The following is an 18,396-nucleotide window of genomic DNA, read 5'->3' as shown; positions in this document are numbered from 1 at the left end:
CACCGCAAAGGTATGGCCTCATTCCATTGAGTCGAAGCCCGCTCGACGCCGTGACCGCCGCCCCGTGGGGAGTCTGCCCATGTCCCAGGAACCCGCCACCCCTCCCGCCGCCCCGGAGGGCGACGACTATCTGGAGCGCAGAGCGCTCCGTCGCGGCAGTGCCGGCTGGGTGCTGCTGACCGGCCTCGGTGTCGCCTACGTCGTCTCCGGCGACTACTCGGGCTGGAACTTCGGCCTGGCCGAGGGCGGCTTCGGGGGCCTGGCGATCGCCATGGTGCTCATGGGCGCGATGTACGCCTGCATGGTGTTCGCCCTCGCCGAGCTGTCCTCGATCCTGCCGACGGCGGGCGGCGGCTACGGCTTCGCCCGGCGGGCGCTGGGGCCCTGGGGCGGCTTCCTGACGGGTACGGCGATCCTCATCGAGTACGTCCTCGCGCCCGCCGCGATCGTCATCTTCATCGGGGACTACGTCGAGTCGCTGGGCCTGTTCGGCCTGGAGTCCGGCTGGCCGATGTACCTGGTCTGTTTCGCGATCTTCCTCGGCATCCATCTGTGGGGCGTGGGCGAGGCGCTGCGGTTCAGCTTCGTCGTCACCGGCATCGCGGTCGCCGCCCTGATCGTGTTCGCGCTGGCGGCCCTGCCCGACTTCTCCTTCGCGTCGCTGGACGACATCCCGGCCGACCCCTCCGCCGCGGGATCCAGCTCCTGGCTGCCGTTCGGCCTGCTCGGCATCTGGGCGGCGTTCCCGTTCGGCATGTGGTTCTTCCTGGGCGTCGAGGGGGTGCCGCTGGCCGCCGAGGAGACCAGGGAGCCGGCCCGTACGCTGCCGAAGGCGATCCGCTGGTCCATGGGCATCCTGGTGGTGCTGGCCGTGATCACGTTCTTCGCGGCGGCCGGCGCACGCGGTTCCGCGGCGATCCAGGAGGCGGGCAACCCGCTGGTCGAGGCGCTGCAGCCGGGCGGCGAGGCGACGACACTGAGCCGGATCGTGAACTACGCGGGCCTGGCCGGCCTGGTGGCCTCGTTCTTCTCCCTGATCTACGCCGGCTCGCGCCAGCTCTTCGCCCTGTCCCGGGCGGGATACCTGCCCCGCTTCCTGTCCCTCACCAGCCGCCGCAAGGCGCCGTACCTGGGCCTGCTGGTGCCCGGCACGATCGGCTTCCTGCTGGCGGCGCTGTCGGGCAACGGCGCCCGCATGCTGAACATCGCCGTCTTCGGCGCGACCATCTCCTACGCGCTGATGTCCCTGTCGCACATCGTGCTGCGCCGCCGCGAGCCGGAGCTGCCGCGGCCGTACCGGACGCCGGGCGGGGTGGTCACCTCCTCGGTCGCGCTGGTGCTGGCGTGTGCGGCGCTGGTGGCCACGTTCCTGGTGGATGTGACGGCGGCGGTCATCGCGCTCGTGGTGTACGTCGTGGCCATCGGGTACTTCGGCCTGTACAGCCGCAAGCGGCTGGTGGCGAAGGCACCGGAGGAGGAGTTCGCGGCGCTGGCGGCGGCCGAGGCAGAGTTGGCACGGGACTGAGGTGGACCGGGGAGTCGATCGTGAAGGGGTTGCTGTGTCCAGGCCGTTGATCGGGGTCAGCACCTATCTGGAGTCCGGTGCGCGCTGGGGCGTATGGGAGCTGGACGCGGCGCTGTTGCCGGCCGGTTACCCGCGGCTGGTGCGGCGGGCGGGCGGTCTGGCCGCGATGGTTCCGCCGGACGACCCGCTGCACGCGGCCGATGTCGTGGCCCGGCTGGACGGGCTGGTGATCGCGGGCGGGCCGGATGTCGAGCCGGTCCGCTACGGCGCGGAGCGCGAGCCACGCACGGGGCCGCCGGCGCGGGAGCGGGACGCGTGGGAGCTGGCGCTGATCGACGCGGCACTGGCGGCGGGTGTGCCGTTGCTGGGGATCTGCCGGGGGATGCAGCTGCTGAACGTGGCCCTCGGCGGGACGCTGGTGCAGCACATCGACGGGCACGCGGCGCAGGTGGGCGTCTTCGGCGGCCACACCGTCAAGCCGGTGCCGGGGAGTCTGTACGGCGGTGTCGTGCCGGAGGAGACCTTCGTACCGACGTATCACCACCAGGCCGTGGACCGGCTGGGCGAGGGCCTGGTCCCGTCGGCGTACGCGGCGGACGGGACGATCGAGGCGCTGGAACTGCCGACGCACCCGGGGTGGGTGCTGGGGGTGCAGTGGCACCCGGAGATGGGGGATGACGTGCGGGTGATGCGCGCGTTGGTGGAAGCGGCAGCGACGACCTGACCGAGTGCGCGCACAGCCCCAGGGGGGCTCCGCCCCCCCCTGGACCGCCGCCCTGCGCCCACCCACCACCCGAGTCGGTCGGAGAAGCCGGGCTCGACATACGCGCCCGGGCACCTCCTACCCCCGCGTCAGCGACAGCAGATCCCGGGCCGGACCGGTCGGCCGATGCCCCGTCGGCCACACCGCCCGCAGATCCCGCGCCAGCGCCACCCCCTCCACCGGCACGCTCACCAGCCGCCGCATCGCCAGCTCCTCCCCCACCGCCAGTTCGCTCAGCACCGACGGCCCCGCCCCACTCACCGCCGCCGCCTTGACCGCCGTCGTCGAGGACAACTCGATCAGCGGCCGGGCCAGCCCCCCGAGCGCCGCGTCCAGGACCTGCCGCGTACCCGACCCCTTCTCACGCAGGATCAGCGGCGTCGACGCCAACTCCCCCGCCGCCAGTGGCCGTCGCCGCCGGGCCCACGGGTGGCCGGGAGCCGCGACCACTATCAGCCGGTCGTGGGCGATGACGACGGAGTCCAGCCCCGACGGGACCGACACCCCCTCCACGAAGCCCAGATCCGCCTCGTCCGACAGCAGGCGTTGTGCCACCACCGTGGAGTTGCCGGCGTGCAGCGACACCGCCGTGTCGGGCCGCTGGGCGCGCAGCGCGAGCAGCCAGCCCGGCAGCAGGTACTCGGCGATCGTCATGCTCGCCGCCACCCGCAACCGCGAGTCACGGCGGTCGCGCAGCGCCTGCGCCCCCACGTCGAACGCCTCCGCCGCCTCGACGATCCGCCGCGCCCAGTCCGTCACCAGCGCACCGGCGTCCGTCAGCCGGGACCCGCGGGGAGAACGGTCGACCAGCGCCACACCGAGCTGCCGCTCCATCGACCGGATCCGGCTGCTCGCCGCGGGCTGGGTGATGCCCAGTTCCCGCGCCGCCCCGCCGAGGCTGCCGAGCCGCGCCACCGCCAACAACAGCTCCAGCGCCCCGAGATCCGGCACCCGGTGCGCCAGGGCCCCGGCCCCGCCGGTCGGCACGTCACCCTGCTGATCCGTCCTGCTCATAAACCCAGCTTATGTCGCCATAGAGGCATGGTCCCTGGTGGTGCGGCTCCGGCGGGCCGACCGTGGATTCATGGTCACCGCAGCCCAGCCCCTCGCGTACCCCGTGTCGGTCCGTCATCTCGGGCCCAACTGGTACGCCACCGTCATGGGCACCGCCGTCGTCGCCACCGCCGGAGCCGCCCTGCCGTCGCACCTCCCCGGGCTGCGCCCCGCGCTCGCCGGTGTCTGGGTCCTCGCGTTCGTCCTGCTCCTGACCCTGCTCGGGGCCCGGGCCCTGCACTGGGCCCACCACCGGGACCAGGCCCGCGCCCATCTCCTCGACCCGGCGACGGCCCCCTTCTACGGTTGTCTCGCCATGGCCCTGCTCGCCGTGGGCGGCGGTGCGCTCACCGTGGGCCGGGACGTGATCGGCGTGCGGGCGGCCGTCGCGCTCGACGCCGTGCTGTTCGTCGCCGGTACGGCTCTCGGGCTGGCCGCCGCCGTCGCCGTGCCGTTTCTGATGGCCGTGCGGCACCGGGTCGAGCCGGGACAGGCGACCCCCGTCTGGCTGCTGCCGCTGGTCGCGCCCATGGTGTCGGCCGCCGTCGGGCCGCAGCTGGTTCCTCATCTGCCTCCCGGGCAGGCCCGGGAGACGCTGCTGCTGGGCTGCTTGGCGCTGTTCGGGCTCAGTCTGCTCGCGACGCTCCTCATGCTGCCGCTGATCTTCGGGCGGCTGCTCACCGGCGGGCCGCTGCCCCTCGCCCTCACTCCCACGCTGTTCCTGGTGCTGGGCCCGCTCGGGCAGTCGACGACCGCCGTCGGCGCCTTCGCGGACACCGCCCCCGGCGTCCTACCGGCGCCGTACAGCCAGGGCTTCGGGGTGCTGGCCGTGCTCTACGGCGTGCCCGTGATGGGGTTCGCGCTGCTGTGGTTCTGTCTGGCCACCGTCCATGTGCTGCGCGCCCGGCGGCACGGGATGCGGTTCGCGATGACGTGGTGGTCGTTCACCTTCCCGGTCGGCACCTGTGTCACGGGCGCCGAGGCCCTGGGCCGGCACACCGGCCTCGTGGCCTACGAAGGGCCGGCGGTCGTGCTGTACGCGGTGCTGGTCGTCGCCTGGGGCACCGCCGCCGCGGGCACCGTACGCGGGCTGCTCAGGGGCGAGCTGCTCGCAGGGCCCGGTCCAGTACCCGTGGCGCCTCGGCCAGCGATGGCCCGTACCAGGTGAGGTGCCGTCCGCTGACGAGCGCGCAGGGCAGGCCGGGGAAGGCCTCGGGGCCGTCGTCGGCGGTGAAGCGGTAGGGCTCGTCCGGGAGGATCACCACATCAGGCGCGGCGGCGCGCAACTCCTCCAGCGGGATGCGGGGGTAGCGCTCGGGGTGCGCCGTGTGCACGTGGTCGATGCCGAGGCGGGCCAGGACGTCGCCCGCGAAGGTGTCGCGACCCAGGACCATCCAGGGGCGGCGCCAGATCGGCACGACCGCCGTCAGACGGTTCACCGGCCGCGGCAGGGACGACCAGGCGTGCTCCGCCTCGTCCAGCCAGCGCGGGCGCGCCGCCACCCCGCAGGCGTCCAGGACCCGGGCCAGTTCCCGGAAGGCTCCCGGCACGTCGCGGACCTCCGTGACGAGGACCTCGACGCCCGCCGCGCGCAGGGCCGCGAGGTCGCCCTCGCGGTTCTCCTCCTCGTTGGCGATCACCAGGTCGGGGGCGAGGGAGACGATCCGGTCCGGCTTCGGGTTCTTCGTGCCGCCGACGCGTACGACGTCCAAACCGGGCGGATGGGCGCACCAGTCGGTGGCGCCGACCAGGGCGCCGGGCGCGGACCGGGCCACGGCCTCGGTCAGCGAGGGGACCAGCGAGACGACCCTCATCGAAGCGCTCACCGGCGTGGCCGGTCCCGGACCGCCTCGATGTGTTCCGCGACGGCGACGACGATCACGCGGGTGTCCGACTCCGTGGCCCGCCAGCGGTGCCGTACGCCGCCGGTGAGGTACAGGGTGTCACCGCGGCCGAGCCGGTAGGCACGGCCCTCCGCCTCGATCTCCACCGCGCCGTCGGCGACGTACATCAACTGGTCGTTGCGGTACTGGAATTCCCGGCCCGCGTCATGGTCGCCGATGAACTCGGAGGCGTGCATCTGGTGGTGGCCGCGCACCAGCGACCGGGTCCGGGGCCGGGGCAGCGGTTCACCGTCCTCGGCGCGGACGACGTCCACGCTGCACGCCGGGTCGGCCGCGGCGAGGAGTTCCACGGCGGTGGTGCGCAGGGCGTCTGCGACCTTCTCCAGGGAGCTTGGGCTGGGGCGCGCCCGGTCGTTCTCGATCTGGCTCAGGAACGGGACCGACAGGCCGCTGCGCTCGGCCACGGCGGCGAGGGTGAGCTCCAGCGCGCGGCGCCTGCGGCGCACGGCCGCGCCCACCCGAAGGGACTGCTCTTTGTGGTCGCCCATCGCTCCGGCTCCCTCCTTCGCCCGTCGATCCGGTCCCCGTGCGCCGGTGTCCCGGCGCACTGCTTCTGTTGAGTTGTCTGCACCCTACGCATGTTCGGCAAACCGTTTCATGCGCCCGTCACATCGACGTCATACAGGGCGGTGCGCGACCTCACAGTTCGCGCCAGGGGATCCGCCGCCCTCGGGGGCGGCCTGCGGATTCCACCTACGGGAGGAACAGGGAGCCAGGAGGGGCTCGGGGGGTGGCATCGCGCTCTGTGGTTGTCCGGATCCTGCTCGTGGACACGAGTGCGGGGCGGAACGCGTCGTGTTCGCGTCCCGCCCCGCATCCGGCCTCACTGCGGCGTCATGCGCTCCACCATGTCGGGGTGCTCCTTCAGCCACGCGGCGACGGCCTCTTCCTCATGGCCCTGACCGCGGTTCTTGATCTCGCTCTCCAGGGTGCCGAGCTCGTCCTCGGTCATCTTGAAGTTCTTGATCCACTTCGTGAGCTGCGGGTACTCCTCGGGGAACTTCTCGTTGGAGATGGTGCGGATCGTGTTGCCCTCGCCGAAGGCCTTCTCGGGGTCCTTCAGCTTGGTCAGCTCGTAGTCGCTGTACGCCCAGTGCGGCGACCAGAGCGTGACGGCGATCGGCTCCTTCTTGGCGTAGGCGCGCTTCAGCTCGGCCAGCATGGCCGGGGTGGAGCCGTCGACGACCTCGTACTCCTCGTCCAGGCCGTAGGCGGGCAGGACCTTGTTCTTCGCCAGGTCCATCTCGCCGGTGCCCGGCTCGATGCCGATGATCTTCCCCTTGAAGGTGCCGGACTTGCCCTTGAGGTCCTCCAGGGAGTCGACGCCCTTCACGTAGGACGGTACGGCGATCTCCAGGGAGGTCGGTTCGTACCAGGTGCCGAGGTCCTTGAGCCGGTCCTTGTTCTTGTCCCAGTAGTTCTTCTGGGCATAGGGCAGCCAGGCGTCGAAGTTGAGGTCGAGATCGCCCGAGGCCAGACCCGTGTAGACGGGGCCGACGTCCATCTGCTTCAGGTTGAGCTTGTAGCCGCGCCGCTCGAGGACGTTCTTCCACAGGTAGGTGACGGCGATGTCCTCGTCCCAGGGGAACCACGCCACGTCCAGGGGCTGCTTCGCCTCGGCGGGCGTGCTGCCGCCGGAGTTCTCCACCGGGGCCATCTTGTCGGCGAAGCCGGGGTACTGCTTCAGCCAGGCGCGCACGGCCTCCTGCTGGTTGCCCTTGCCCGCCTTGTTGATCTCGGCTTCGAGGCTGGTGAGCTCCTTCTCGTTCATCTTGAAGTTCTTCAGCCACTTGGCGACCGTCGGGTCGTCGTCCGCGAAGCCCTTGCGGGCCAGGGTGTGCACGCCGTCGCCCTCGCCCCAGGCGCCCTTGGGGTCCTTGAGCTTCTTGAGGTCGTAGTCGTTGTACGCCCAGTGCGGCGACCAGAGCGTGACGACGATCGGCTTCTTCTGGGCGTAGGAGCGCTTCAGCTCGGCCAGCATCGCGGGCGTGGAGCTGTCGACGACCTGGTACTCCTTGTCCAGGCCGTACTCCTTGAGGACCTTGCTCTTGAGCAGGGCCATCTCCCCGGCGCTGGGCTCGATGCCGGTGATCTTGCCGCCGAACTCGGACGCCTTGCCCTTGAGGTCCTCCAGGGAGTCGACGCCCTTCATGTAGGAGGGCACGGAGAGCTCCAGGGACGTCTTGTCGTACCAGGAGCCGAGGTCGTCGAGCTGCTTGCCGTACTTCTTCCAGTACTGGGCGTGGGTCGTGGGCAGCCAGCCGTCCGTCTGGAAGTCGACGTTGCCCTGGGCGAGCGAGGTGTACAGCGGGCCCGCTTCGAACTGCTTGGCCTCGACCTCGTAGCCGCGCTGCTCCAGGACCTCCTTCCACAGGAAGGTGGAGGCGACGCCCTCGTCCCAGGGGATGTAGCCGATGCTGATCTTCTTGCCCTGGCCGACGTTCTTGCCGCCCGCCACGGCGGTGGAGTCGGTGCTCTGGCCGAAGACGCCCATGCCGCCCGCGGCGAGCGCGAGGACGACGACGCCGATCACGGCGACGACCGGGCGGGGCCGGTAGGACCAGATCCTCAGGCCCTGGGCGGCGCGCAGCTTGGCGGCGGCGCGGCGGCCGAGCGGGGAGACCTGGGTGCCCAGGGCGCTGGTCATGCGGTCCAGGTAGATCGCCAGGATCACGATGGCCACACCGGCCTCGGAGCCGAGGCCCACGTTGAGCTGGCCGATGGCCTCGTTGACGTCGCCGCCGAGGCCGCCGGTGCCGACCATGCCGGCGATCGCGGCCATGGACAGGCCGAGCATGATGACCTGGTTGACGCCGGCCATGACGGTGGGCAGGGCGAGCGGGAGCTGGACGCGCAGCAGGGTGTTGCGGGGTGTGGTGCCGAACGCGTCGGCGGCCTCGACCAGTTCCCTGTCGACCTGCCGGATGCCCAGCTCGGTCATGCGCACGCCCGGTGCGAGCGCGAAGATCAGCGTGGCGACGATGCCGGCGGGGGCGCCGGTGCCGAAGAACAGGATCGCCGGGATGAGGTAGATCATCGCGGGCAGCGTCTGCATGAAGTCCAGGACGGGCCGGACCAGACCGCTGACGCGGTCCGAGCGGGCCGCCCAGATGCCGACGGGTATGGAGATGACGAGCGCGATGACGGTCGCCACGAGGACGAGCGCCAGGGTGATCATCGCGTTCTCCCACAGTTCGAGGGAGTCGATGAACGCGAATCCGGCGAACGTGAGCGCACCGGCGAGCGTGCCGCGCAGCCAGAAGGCGATCACGGCGAAGATGCCCGCGAGGAGCAGCGGTTCGGGGGCCTGGAGGACGGCGTTGATGCCGTCGTAGAGGCCGAGGAAGACGGTCTTGCAGAAGTCGAACAGCCACGCCATGTGGGTGGTGAGCCAGTCGACCGCGTCGTTGACCCAGGTGCCGAGCTCGATCCTAGGCACGGGCGGTCACCTTCTCTCCGCCCTTGTCCTGCGGGGAGTCGCAGGGCTGCGGGGTGGCGTCCTGCTCGTCGCCGAGGAAGCCGATCAGGCGCTGCCGGGGGACGACGCCGATCTGCCTGTTGTCCTGGTCCACGACCGAGACGGGATGGGAGAGCCGGGCGCTGATCGCGCACAGCTCCGTGAACGGGGTGTCGGCCGTGGCGGTCCGGCACCGGCAGCCGGGGTCGTCGGCGGTGACCGAGGGGTCCATGAGCTCGCCCGCGGTCAGGACGCGGGAGCGGTCGACGTCCTGGGTGAAGGAGGCGACGTAGTCGTTCTCCGGTCGCAGCAGGATGTCCTGGGCGGTGCCGATCTGGACGATCCGGCCGTCGCGCATGACGGCGATGCGGTCGCCCAGGCGCATGGCCTCGTTCAGGTCGTGGGTGATGAAGACGATCGTCTTCTTGAGCTTCTGCTGGAGCTCCAGCAGCTGGTCCTGCATGTCGCGGCGGATCAGCGGGTCCAGGGCGCTGAAGGACTCGTCCATCAGCAGCAGGTCGGCGTCGGTGGCGAGCGCGCGGGCGAGACCGACGCGCTGCTGCATGCCGCCGGACAGCTCGTCGGGCCAGGACTTCTCCCAGCCGGCCAGGCCGCACAGGGCGAGCGCCTCGTCGGCGCGGCGTACGCGCTCGGCGCGGGGCACGCCCTGCACTTCCAAACCGTAGGCGGCGTTGTCGCGCACGCTGCGGTGCGGGAAGAGCGCGAAGTGCTGGAACACCATGCTGATCTTCCGGGAGCGGACCTTGCGCAGCTCCCGGTCGCCGAGCGCGGTCAGGTCCTGGTCGTCGAAGCGGACGTGTCCGGCGGTCGGCTCGAGCAGGCCGTTCAGCATGCGCAGCAGGGTGGACTTGCCGGATCCGGACAGACCCATGACGACGAAGATCTGGCCGGGCTCCACGGTGAAGGAGGCGTCGATCACAGCGGCGGTCGTGCCCTCGGCGCGCAGCTCCTCCCGGTCGGCTCCGTCACGGAGCCGCTCGACCGCTCGGTCCGGTCTTCTGCCGAACACTTTGTACAGGCTCTCTGCCTGAAGCCTCGCTGACACGTGCACCTCAATCTCGACGGCAATAGAACAGAGCGAGGACAGGGCCGCAAACAGTTGAAATGCGCAACCAGCCTCGCTCTGGGGCGGCGCCTCCCCCAGATCCAAAAAGTCAAACCCGCAAGTGGGACGCTTCACACAGGACGCACACACGGCAACGCGCCGCGCAGCGCCAAGTGGCTGTCAGTGGCGTACGGCATGATGCGTGGCGTGACCGGACGACTGATGCTCCTCGACACCGCCTCCCTGTACTTCCGCGCCTACTTCGGCGTCCCGGACTCGGTCAGGGCCCCGGACGGCACTCCGGTGAACGCCGTGCGCGGACTGCTCGACTTCATCGACCGCCTGGTCAAGGACCACCGGCCCGACCAGCTCGTGGCCTGCATGGACGCCGACTGGCGGCCGCACTGGCGGGTGGAGCTGATCCCTTCGTACAAGGCGCACCGCGTCGCCGAGGAGCACGCGGCCGGCCCGGACGAGGAGGAGGTGCCCGACACGCTGTCGCCGCAGGTGCCGGTCATCGAGGCGGTGCTGGACGCGGTGGGCATCGCGCGCGTGGGCGTCGCGGGGTACGAGGCGGACGACGTGATCGGCACGTTCACCGCGCGGGCCGAGTGCCCGGTCGACATCGTCACGGGCGACCGGGACCTGTACCAGCTGGTGGACGACGCGCGCGGGGTGCGCGTGCTGTACCCGCTGAAGGGCGTGGGCACGCTCCAGCTCACCGATGAGGCATGGCTCCGTGGGAAGTATGGGGTCGGCGGGAGCGGGTACGCGGATCTGGCCCTGCTGCGCGGCGACCCCAGCGACGGCCTGCCGGGCGTGCCGGGCGTCGGAGAGAAGACGGCAGCCAAGCTGCTGGCCGAGTACGGGGACCTGGCCGGGATCATGGCGGCGGTCGACGACCGGCGGTCGAAGCTCACGCCGACGCAGCGAAGGCGGCTGGACGAGTCGCGCCCCTATCTCGCGGTCGCGCCGAAGGTGGTCCGGGTCGCGGACGACGTACCGCTGCCCGATGTCACCACGGCGCTGCCCCGGTCCCCACGCGACCCGGCGGAGCTTCAACAGCTGGCGACCCGCTGGGGACTGGGCGGCTCACTGGAGCGTCTTCTGACCACTCTGGCGGTGTGAGGAGGCGGGCCGACGGCCTTCCGGAGGCCGGAGATGTTCATGAACCTCTTACTCGAGAGGTGTTAAGTGGGGGCGAGGTGCTAACTTAGGTAAGCCTAACTATGCGAGACAGGGAGGTCCTCATGGCAGAGCGACCCGGACGCCAGCCGCGTAAGCCGCATTCCGCTCAGGTCGTCCGCACCGAGCGGCTGACTCCGCACATGCAGCGTGTGGTGCTCGGCGGCGAGGGCCTCGCCGACTTCGCGGCGGGTACGTGCACCGACCACTATGTGAAGCTGCTGTTCGCACCCGACGGCGTGACCTACCCGGAACCCTTCGACATGCAGCGCGTTCGCGACGAACTCCCCCGCGAACAGTGGCCGGTGACCCGGACGTACACCGTGCGCCACTGGGACGCCGAGCACCGCGAGCTGACCCTGGACTTCGTCATCCACGGCGACGAGGGCCTGGCCGGCCCCTGGGCGGTGCGCGTCCAGCCGGGCGAGACCGTGCGGTTCATGGGACCGGGCGGGGCGTACGCGCCCGACACCGACGCCGACTGGCATTTGCTCGTCGGTGACGAGAGCGCGCTGCCGGCGATCGCCTGCGCCCTGGAGGCCCTGCCGCGCGGCGCCAAGGCCCACGCCTTCGTGGAGGTCTCCGGCCCCGCGGAGGAGCAGAAGATCGACTCGGACGTGGACGTCGTCTGGCTGCACCGCGGCGACCGGCCCCTCGGCGAGGCACTGGTCGAGGCGGTACGGAGCCTGGAGTTCCCCGAGGGCCGGGTACACGCCTTCGTCCACGGCGAGGCGCACTTCGTCAAGCAGCTGCGCCATCTGCTCCGGGTCGAGCGCCACGTCGCGCGCGAGGATCTGTCGATCTCCGGCTACTGGCGACGCGGCCACGACGAGGACGGCTGGCAGGCCTCGAAGCGGGACTGGAACGCGCGCATCGAGGCGGAGCAGGAGAACACCCCGGCCGCCTGAGCGACGCGAGCGCGACGGCCTGCGGCGACGCCCGCTCAGTCACCCCGCACGCGCGCGTGCAGATGCGTGTCGTGCCAACCGTCCGGCTGCAGGATGGCACTGCGCTTGGTGCCCTCGAGGAGGAAGCCGGTCCTGGTGGCGACGCGGCAGGACGCCTCGTTGCGCACGGCGTGCAGCAGTTCGAGGCGGTGAAAGCCGGTCTCGTCGAGGGCCCAGCGGGTCAGTGCGGTCGTGGCACGCGCGGCGATGCCCCGGCCACGCACCGCCGGGACGGTCCAGTACGCCACCTCCGCCACACCGTCGTCGAGCCGTATCTCGCGCAGCGCGACCCGCCCCAGCAGCGAGCCGGAGTCCGCGTCGGTGACGGCCCACTGCGCCTCCCGCTCCTCCTCCCACGCCCGGTGCCAGTCACGGATCCAGCCGGTGACCTCCCGCTCGGAGTCGGCGGCCCGGGCGTGCCACTGGTGCATCACGGGATCCTGGAAGACCTCGTACACCGCGGGCGCGTCCGAGGCCCGCCAGGGACGCAGGAGGAGTCCGTCGCCGGCCGCGAGCGTGGGCTGCGGGCGATGGGCGAGAGTCCCGGCGGCCAGGACCGGGCTGGTGAGGAACGGCATGCCCCGCATCCTGGCAAGGACCCGAGGGGGCGGCCCAGTGGTTTTCCGCCCGGCCCACCGGGCCTCGTACGCTGGGCCGCGATGAGACGCAAGCCCCGTATCCCGCCCTCTCCCCTGCCGCAGCGCCACGGCGTGGATCCGGTACGGGTGCGGTTGCCCGTCGCGGGGCCGTGGACCACGGTGCGCGAGCACCTGGTGGAGCGGCTCAGCGGCGCGGGTGCCGGTGCCGTCGACGCGATGTTCGACGCGGGGCGGATCGTCGGGGCCGACGGACGGGCCGTGGCCGCGGACGCGCCGTATGTGCCGGGGATGTTCGTGTGGTTCCACCGGGCGCTGCCCGAGGAGGTGCCGGTGCCATTCCCGCTGGAAGTCGTGCACCGGGACGAGCACATCGTCGTCGTCGACAAGCCCCACTTCCTCGCCACCACCCCGCGCGGCAGCCATGTCACCGAGACCGCGCTGGCCAGGCTGCGCCGGGAGCTGGACATCCCCACCCTCGGCGCCGCACACCGCCTGGACCGGCTCACCGCGGGGCTCGTGCTGTTCACCGTGCGCCCCGAGGAGCGTGGCGCGTACCAGACGCTGTTCCGTGACCGCCGGGTCCACAAGGAGTACGAGGCCGTCGCCCCGTACGACCCCGCCCTCGCCCTGCCCCGGACCGTACGCAGCCGGATCGTGAAGGAGCGCGGGGTGCTCACCGCGCGGGAGGTGGCGGGCGAGCCGAACGCCGTGAGCCGTGTCGAACTCGTCGAGCACCGCCCGGGAGGAGCCGGCGAACTCGCCCGGTACCGGCTGGTGCCCGGCACCGGGCAGACGCACCAGCTGCGGGTGCACATGACCGCGCTGGGGGTGCCGATCCTCGGCGACCCGCTCTACCCGGAGGTCACCGACCCCGTACCGGCCGGTGACTTCCGGCGCCCGCTCCAACTGCTGGCACGGGCCCTGGAGTTCACCGATCCGGTCACGGGCGAGGAGCACCGGTTCCGCAGCGGCCGGGTTCTTTCGGCGTGGGAGTCGTACGACCGGTGGGCCGCCGGGACGTACGACGGCCCGTCAGCCGGTCAGTAGCCGCGCCACCAGCTCAGGAAGCGCTGCCAGACGCCCTTGCGGCGGGCCGGTTCCTGAGCCGTCGGCTGTACCTGCGGGTGCATAGGTGCCGGCTGCGGCTGCGCCGGGGCCGGCTGGGGCTGCGCCGGGGCCGGCTGCGGCTGAGCGGCGGCCGGTGCGGCCTGCGGCTGCGGGCTGCCGATCTGCCAGTCGGAGCGCTGCGCGGGGACCTGCTTGTGGTTCGGCGGCTCCGTCACGTCCTGCGGCGGCTTGGGCGAGAACTGCACCGGCATCTCCACCAGGTGCCTGGAGGCGATGGAGGCCGTCCAGCGCAGCTCCTCCTCGTCGCAGTCGAGTTCGACGTCGGGCAGCCGCATCAGCAGCGCGTCGACGCCGACATCGGCGATGGAGCGGCCGACGTCCTGGCCGGGGCACTCGTGCGGGCCGCCGCCGAACGCGAGGTGCGAGCGGTTGCCCTGCATGCTGGCGGACAGGTCGGGCCGCACGCGGGGATCGACGTTGGCCGGGGCCGGGGCGAAGAGCAGTCCGTCGCCCCGGCGGATGCGCTGACCGCCCAGCTCGGTCTCCTGCTTGGCGAAGTAGGCGAAGACCGTACTGAACGGCGGCTCGTTCCACAGGGACTGCTCCACCGCCTCAGGCACCGTCATCTGGCCGCCGTTGAGCTGGGCCCGGAAGCGCGGGTCGATCAGCACCGTGAGCAGCACGTTGGACAGCAGGTTGGTGGTGGCCTCGTAGGCGGCGAAGAGCACCAGGCGCAGGTGCTCCCTGACCTCGTCGTCGGTCAGCCGGGCCGGGTGGGTGATCAGGTAGCTGGCGAAGTCCTCCTCCGGCCGGGCGCGGCGCCGTGCGGTGAGCCGGCTCAGGGCGTCCATGACGTAGGAATGGCTGGCGATCGCGGTCTCGGTGCCCTTGAGCGCGTCGCGGGCGGCCTCGACGAGACGGTCGTTGTACTCGTCGGCCATGCCGAGGATCTCGCACATCACGGCCATCGGCAGATGCTCGGCGAACTGGCCGACGAGGTCGGCCTCGCCCTGCTCGCAGAAGCGGTTGACGATGGCCTGCGTGCTGCGGTTGATGTAGCGGCGCAGGCTGCGGAAGTCGATGGTCGAGATGGCGCCCATGACCGCGCCGCGCAGCCGCTTGTGCTCGTCGCCCTCGGCGTGCGAGGCGATGGGCTGCCAGGCGATGTGCGGCATCAGCGGGTGGTCGGGCTTGACCAGGCCGTCCTTGAGCGGCGTCCAGATGCGGCTGTCCCGGCAGAACTGCGAGGGCGAGCGCACCATGTGCAGGTTCTCGGCATGGCCGAGGACGACCCAGATCGGTACGTCGTCGTGAAGCAGCACGGGCGCCACGGGGCCGTGGTCCTTCCGCAGCTGCTCGTACAGCGCTCCCAGATCCTCCGACTCGTGCAGCCGGTGCAGTCCACCGGGGCCGAGGCCGTGTGCGGGGCAGCCGGGGGGTGGGTCGAGCCGGGGGGCGTCCGTACCGGTCGGGGCGTGGGATTCAGGCGTCACAGGGGTCGCTCCGAAACTGAAGTGGATCCAGGTGTCTGGTGGGGGAAGGCGGGGGTGGAGTGAGGCGGGCGCGGGATCAGGTGCGCGAGCCCGTCATGGCGAGCGAGTGCAGGAAGCGCATGAGGGTCATCAGGACGTCACGGCTGGAGGCCCGGCGGCGTACGTCGCACTCCATGATCGGAATGTCCGGCGCGAGGTCGAGGGCCGTGCGGAGCTCCTCGATGGCGTAACGGGGCGCGTCCGGGAAGGAGTTGACCGCCACCACGAACGGCACGCCGCGCTCCTCCAAGCGCCCCATCACGTCGAAGCTGACCTCCAGCCGACGGGTGTCGACCAGCACCACCGCGCCGAGCGCGCCCTCGAACAGGCCGTTCCACAGGAACCAGAAGCGCTGCTGGCCGGGTGTGCCGAAGAGGTACAGCACGAGCTGGTCGGTGATGCTGATGCGGCCGAAGTCCATGGCGACGGTGGTGGCCGTCTTGGACGCGGAGCCGAAGTTGTCGTCGACACCGATGCCGGCCTGCGTCATGGTCTCCTCGGTGGTCAGCGGTGTGATCTCGCTGACCGAGCCGACCATGGTCGTCTTGCCGACGCCGAAGCCACCCACGATCACGATCTTGGCCGCGGACTGTGCCGTGTGGGGCAACTGGTCCTCGACCCGGGGGCCCGGGATGGTGTCAGAGCCTTTGAAGTCCATTCATCACCGCTTCGAGAAGGGAACGGTCGGTGCGTGACTGGCGGACGATCGGGGCGCGCGCCTGCACCAGTTCCGCCGTCAGCAACTCGGTGAGCAGTACGCCCATCGCGCTGAACGGCAGCTGGAGGTAGGCCGAGAGCTCGGCCACGGACAGGGGGGCGGCGCAGAGCCGTAGCAGCGCCGCCTGCTCGGGGGAGGCGGAAGGCGGCGGGTCTTCGGCACGCGCCACGATTAACGTGACCAGGTCGAGCTCGGCCCGTTCACCGTCCGGGCCGGCCACCACGTACATCCGTTCCGGATTTCTGACCTTGCCCTCGCCCTCATCGGGCGGGGACGGTTCCGGGGTGGGGTCGCGCCTCTGGCGTTGCGGAGGCGTCATACGATCTGCCCGTTGCGCCGGGGCGGAGTGGTCAGATGGCCGCCGATCCGGACGATGAGGTCACGCATCATCGCGCTCATCCGGCCGGGTTCGCACCGCACGTCGGAGAGCACCGCGAGGAAGGCGTTGGCGCCCGCGTTCATCAGATAGAAGTAGCCGCGGTCGATCTCGATCATGACGAGCTTCATCTCGCCGTCGCCCACGCTGAGTTCCTGGCAGATGCTGCCCGCGAGGGACTGCAGGCCCGCGCAGGCCGCGGCGACCCGGTCGGCCGCGTCGGGCTCACCGCCGTAGCGGGCGATGCGCAGACCGTCGGCCGAGAGCACCACGATCATCTCGATGCCCGGAACGCCGTTGGCGAGCTCCTTGAGCATCCAGTCGAAGTTGCCTCGCTGCTGGATCACTTGAGGTCCCCCTCGTCATCGGCCTCGGTGCGGGCCGGGTCGTTGATCAGGTGCAGATACTTGGTCGGGTTCCGCAGGAAGTCCGTGGGGTGGGTGCCGGGTTCGATGCCCTGCTTGAGTCCCTCCCAGAAGGCCTCGAGGCCCTTGCCGGGGGCGTCCGGCGCCGACATGTCGCGCAGGGGCTTGGACTCGGGCTCCGCCGTCGCCGCCCAGGGGTTGTACTCGCCCCGCTCCGCGGCCTCCCGGTCGGCCTTCTCGTTGGCGGCCTGCTGGGCGAGTCGCTCGGAGAGCGGCATCTTCACCCGGCTGCGGCGCTGCGGCAGACCGTTCGCCGTCCACTCGGTGACCTCGGGGACGTCGTCGTCCTCCATGGAGACCGTCTCGGGGATGCGCGGGCTGGTGGGACGGCGCCTCTTGGGCGCGCGCTTGGGGCCCTCTGGAATGCCGACCGTCATGGGGGCGCCGGTGGCGCCGATGCCGTGGGCGAGTCCGACGCCGGGCTCGTGGGTGATCATCTCGCTCGGCACGATGAGGATGGCGCGGACGCCGCCGTAGGCGGAGGCGCGCAGCGACACCTGCATGTTGTACGCCGTGCAGAGACGGCCGACGACGGCCAGGCCCAGACGCGGGTGCTCACCGATGTCCTGGAGGTCGACGCCTGCCTTGGCGGCCTCCAGCATGCCCTCGATCCGGGCCCGCGCCTCCTCGTTGAGGTTGACACCGCCGTCCTCGATCTCGATGCAGACCCCGGTCTGCACCTCGGTGGCGGTGACGTGCACCTTGGTCTGCGGCGGCGAGTAACGCGTGGCGTTGTCGAGGAGTTCGGCGGCGGCGTGGATGACGGGCTCGACGTAGATGCCCTTGACGCTGATCTTGGCGATGGAGGACAGCTGGATGCGCCGGTACTCCAGGATGCGGGACATGGCGCCGCGCAGCGTGCTGTACAGGGATACCGGCTCGGGCCACTGGCGGCCGGGGCGGCCGCCGCCGAGGACGGAGACGGAGTCGGCGAGGCGGCCGATCAGGGCGTTGCCGTGGTCGATGCGCAGCAGGTCGTCGAAGACCTCGGGGTTGCGGCCGTGGTCCTCCTCCATCTCCCGGAGTTCCTCTGCCTGCTGGTGGGCGATCGCCTGGACGCGGCGGGCGACCGTGACGAAGGAGCGAGCGGCGGCGTCACGCATGGTCACTTCGTGGTCGACGATCCTGAGCACGGTCAGGAGCGTCTCGACCTCGGGCTCGGGCAGGTCGCGGTACGCGGGGTTGGCGAGGCCGAGCTTGCGAATCACCTCCCTGGGGGATTCTCCGGTGCGCAGCAGGTCGAGGGCGGCGGGGACGACCTCCCTCGAGAAGCGGACCAACTCGTGCTCGTGGCCGGCGATCCGCTGTTCCAGGTACGCGCTGTGACGGGCGTGCTCGGCACGCTGGTTCCGCAGGGCACGGCCGCGGCGGACCGCCTCGGCCGCCGTCGCGATCACCAGTGCGGTGGCGATGCCGCCGCACCAGCCGACGGCGAGCCGGGCCGACTCCGCCACCAGGGCGACGGCGGCTCCGGACGCCGCGGCCATCGCTATGGCCGGCAGCAACAGCACGCGCGCGTAGGGAAGTTCACGGCGAACGGGAGGGGATTGAACACTCACCATGTAGGCCTTCTGACAGGAGTCGGCTGGGGTTCCACACAAATGGGGAACAAGCGCACGAATTCATCTCAAGCCGGTGCGCTGCGGGCGAGCTTAGTCCGACCGGATCATCGCCGTGTCATATTCAGCATCCGCCGGAAACCGGACGCGAAGGGATAGTACGCTCGGTCGTTTACACGCTGCGACATCGTTCGAATGCGGTACGTAACGTCGTACAGG

Annotated in this window: 17 protein-coding genes; 6 read left to right on the top strand and 11 right to left on the bottom strand. The window is 71.2% G+C overall.

Annotation, left to right across the window (positions count from 1 at the left end):
- Positions 1–79: 79 nt before the first annotated feature.
- Positions 80–1,525, top strand: coding sequence for an ethanolamine permease (gene eat, locus AC07DF_RS35950; protein WP_478980868.1), 1,446 nt, complete (start codon positions 80–82; stop codon positions 1,523–1,525).
- A 46-nt stretch (positions 1,526–1,571) separates the two neighbouring features.
- A complete protein-coding gene (locus AC07DF_RS35945; RefSeq protein ID WP_478981237.1) occupies positions 1,572–2,249 on the top strand; it encodes a gamma-glutamyl-gamma-aminobutyrate hydrolase family protein in 678 nt (225 codons plus the stop codon).
- Positions 2,250–2,366: 117 nt separating this feature from the next.
- On the opposite strand, the gene AC07DF_RS35940 is transcribed toward AC07DF_RS35945, so the two are convergent.
- Positions 2,367–3,302 carry a LysR family transcriptional regulator gene (locus AC07DF_RS35940; RefSeq protein WP_478980866.1) on the bottom strand — a complete coding sequence of 312 codons (936 nt, stop codon included), beginning with the start codon at positions 3,300–3,302 and terminating at the stop codon, positions 2,367–2,369.
- A gap of 70 nt (positions 3,303–3,372) precedes the next feature.
- Here AC07DF_RS35940 and AC07DF_RS35935 point away from each other — a divergent pair, with 70 nt between their 5' ends.
- Complete coding sequence (locus AC07DF_RS35935) at positions 3,373–4,509, top strand: TDT family transporter (RefSeq protein ID WP_478980864.1); 1,137 nt, start codon at positions 3,373–3,375, stop codon at positions 4,507–4,509.
- On the opposite strand, the gene AC07DF_RS35930 is transcribed toward AC07DF_RS35935, so the two are convergent.
- The 4 genes from AC07DF_RS35930 to AC07DF_RS35915 all read right to left on the bottom strand — a co-directional run bounded on the left by AC07DF_RS35930 (position 4,436) and on the right by AC07DF_RS35915 (position 9,768).
- A complete protein-coding gene (locus AC07DF_RS35930; protein ID WP_478980862.1) occupies positions 4,436–5,155 on the bottom strand; it encodes a helical backbone metal receptor in 720 nt (239 codons plus the stop codon). The two genes, AC07DF_RS35935 and AC07DF_RS35930, sit on opposite strands and share 74 nt — an antisense overlap.
- An 8-nt stretch (positions 5,156–5,163) precedes the next feature.
- The gene (locus AC07DF_RS35925; protein ID WP_478980860.1) at positions 5,164–5,733 is read right to left on the bottom strand and encodes a helix-turn-helix domain-containing protein; all 570 of its coding nucleotides are present in this window, start codon (positions 5,731–5,733) and stop codon (positions 5,164–5,166) included.
- A gap of 335 nt (positions 5,734–6,068) precedes the next feature.
- Positions 6,069–8,684 carry an ABC transporter permease/substrate binding protein gene (locus AC07DF_RS35920; protein WP_478980858.1) on the bottom strand — a complete coding sequence of 872 codons (2,616 nt, stop codon included), beginning with the start codon at positions 8,682–8,684 and terminating at the stop codon, positions 6,069–6,071.
- Positions 8,677–9,768 carry a quaternary amine ABC transporter ATP-binding protein gene (locus tag AC07DF_RS35915; RefSeq protein WP_478980856.1) on the bottom strand — a complete coding sequence of 364 codons (1,092 nt, stop codon included), beginning with the start codon at positions 9,766–9,768 and terminating at the stop codon, positions 8,677–8,679. The genes AC07DF_RS35920 and AC07DF_RS35915 overlap by 8 nt, the downstream gene beginning before the upstream one ends.
- Before the next feature lie 198 nt (positions 9,769–9,966).
- Between AC07DF_RS35915 and AC07DF_RS35910 the strand changes: the two genes are divergently transcribed.
- Together AC07DF_RS35910 and AC07DF_RS35905 are read left to right on the top strand one after the other, a co-directional pair.
- On the top strand, positions 9,967–10,896 hold the full coding sequence (locus AC07DF_RS35910) for a 5'-3' exonuclease (protein WP_478981235.1): 930 nt from the start codon (positions 9,967–9,969) through the stop codon (positions 10,894–10,896).
- Positions 10,897–11,018: 122 nt separating this feature from the next.
- Positions 11,019–11,861, top strand: a complete 843-nt coding sequence (locus tag AC07DF_RS35905) for a siderophore-interacting protein (protein ID WP_478980854.1) — start codon at positions 11,019–11,021, stop codon at positions 11,859–11,861.
- 35 nt (positions 11,862–11,896) lie between these two features.
- Here the strand turns inward: AC07DF_RS35905 and AC07DF_RS35900 are convergent, their stop codons facing one another.
- The gene (locus tag AC07DF_RS35900; RefSeq protein ID WP_478980852.1) at positions 11,897–12,478 is read right to left on the bottom strand and encodes a GNAT family N-acetyltransferase; all 582 of its coding nucleotides are present in this window, start codon (positions 12,476–12,478) and stop codon (positions 11,897–11,899) included.
- 81 nt (positions 12,479–12,559) lie between these two features.
- Here AC07DF_RS35900 and AC07DF_RS35895 point away from each other — a divergent pair, with 81 nt between their 5' ends.
- A complete protein-coding gene (locus tag AC07DF_RS35895) occupies positions 12,560–13,546 on the top strand; it encodes an RluA family pseudouridine synthase (RefSeq protein WP_478980850.1) in 987 nt (328 codons plus the stop codon).
- Here the strand turns inward: AC07DF_RS35895 and AC07DF_RS35890 are convergent.
- From AC07DF_RS35890 to AC07DF_RS35870, 5 genes are all read right to left on the bottom strand, one after another.
- Positions 13,540–15,060: a cytochrome P450 gene (locus AC07DF_RS35890; protein ID WP_478980848.1), complete on the bottom strand. Its 1,521-nt coding sequence runs from the start codon at positions 15,058–15,060 to the stop codon at positions 13,540–13,542. The two genes, AC07DF_RS35895 and AC07DF_RS35890, sit on opposite strands and share 7 nt — an antisense overlap.
- A gap of 76 nt (positions 15,061–15,136) precedes the next feature.
- Positions 15,137–15,757, bottom strand: a complete 621-nt coding sequence (locus AC07DF_RS35885; RefSeq protein ID WP_478980846.1) for a GTP-binding protein — start codon at positions 15,755–15,757, stop codon at positions 15,137–15,139.
- Positions 15,738–16,136 (bottom strand): DUF742 domain-containing protein, encoded by a 399-nt coding sequence (locus AC07DF_RS35880; protein ID WP_478980844.1) that lies wholly within the window; start codon positions 16,134–16,136, stop codon positions 15,738–15,740. Before AC07DF_RS35880 ends, AC07DF_RS35885 begins: the two co-directional genes overlap by 20 nt.
- Entirely contained in the window at positions 16,133–16,540 is a 408-nt protein-coding gene (locus AC07DF_RS35875; protein ID WP_382497820.1) for a roadblock/LC7 domain-containing protein, read from the bottom strand. The genes AC07DF_RS35880 and AC07DF_RS35875 overlap by 4 nt, the downstream gene beginning before the upstream one ends.
- Positions 16,537–18,180 (bottom strand): sensor histidine kinase, encoded by a 1,644-nt coding sequence (locus AC07DF_RS35870; protein ID WP_478980841.1) that lies wholly within the window; start codon positions 18,178–18,180, stop codon positions 16,537–16,539. Before AC07DF_RS35870 ends, AC07DF_RS35875 begins: the two co-directional genes overlap by 4 nt.
- Positions 18,181–18,396 lie beyond the last annotated feature (216 nt).

The organism is Streptomyces sp. NPDC044719 (assembly GCF_056433405.1).
This window is presented reverse-complemented; position numbering and strand designations above follow the sequence as displayed.

Bases quoted from the DNA above. Each gene is read 5' to 3' on its own strand.
- eat (WP_478980868.1), top strand. From the start codon at position 80: ATGTCCCAGGAACCCGCCACCCCTCCCGCCGCCCCGGAGGGCGACGAC.
- AC07DF_RS35940 (WP_478980866.1), bottom strand. From the start codon at position 3,302: ATGAGCAGGACGGATCAGCAGGGTGACGTGCCGACCGGCGGGGCCGGG.
- AC07DF_RS35935 (WP_478980864.1), top strand. From the start codon at position 3,373: ATGGTCACCGCAGCCCAGCCCCTCGCGTACCCCGTGTCGGTCCGTCAT.
- AC07DF_RS35930 (WP_478980862.1), bottom strand. From the start codon at position 5,155: ATGAGGGTCGTCTCGCTGGTCCCCTCGCTGACCGAGGCCGTGGCCCGG.
- AC07DF_RS35925 (WP_478980860.1), bottom strand. From the start codon at position 5,733: ATGGGCGACCACAAAGAGCAGTCCCTTCGGGTGGGCGCGGCCGTGCGC.
- AC07DF_RS35910 (WP_478981235.1), top strand. From the start codon at position 9,967: ATGCGTGGCGTGACCGGACGACTGATGCTCCTCGACACCGCCTCCCTG.
- AC07DF_RS35905 (WP_478980854.1), top strand. From the start codon at position 11,019: ATGGCAGAGCGACCCGGACGCCAGCCGCGTAAGCCGCATTCCGCTCAG.
- AC07DF_RS35900 (WP_478980852.1), bottom strand. From the start codon at position 12,478: ATGCCGTTCCTCACCAGCCCGGTCCTGGCCGCCGGGACTCTCGCCCAT.
- AC07DF_RS35895 (WP_478980850.1), top strand. From the start codon at position 12,560: ATGAGACGCAAGCCCCGTATCCCGCCCTCTCCCCTGCCGCAGCGCCAC.
- AC07DF_RS35885 (WP_478980846.1), bottom strand. From the start codon at position 15,757: ATGGACTTCAAAGGCTCTGACACCATCCCGGGCCCCCGGGTCGAGGAC.
- AC07DF_RS35880 (WP_478980844.1), bottom strand. From the start codon at position 16,136: ATGACGCCTCCGCAACGCCAGAGGCGCGACCCCACCCCGGAACCGTCC.
- AC07DF_RS35870 (WP_478980841.1), bottom strand. From the start codon at position 18,180: ATGGTGAGTGTTCAATCCCCTCCCGTTCGCCGTGAACTTCCCTACGCG.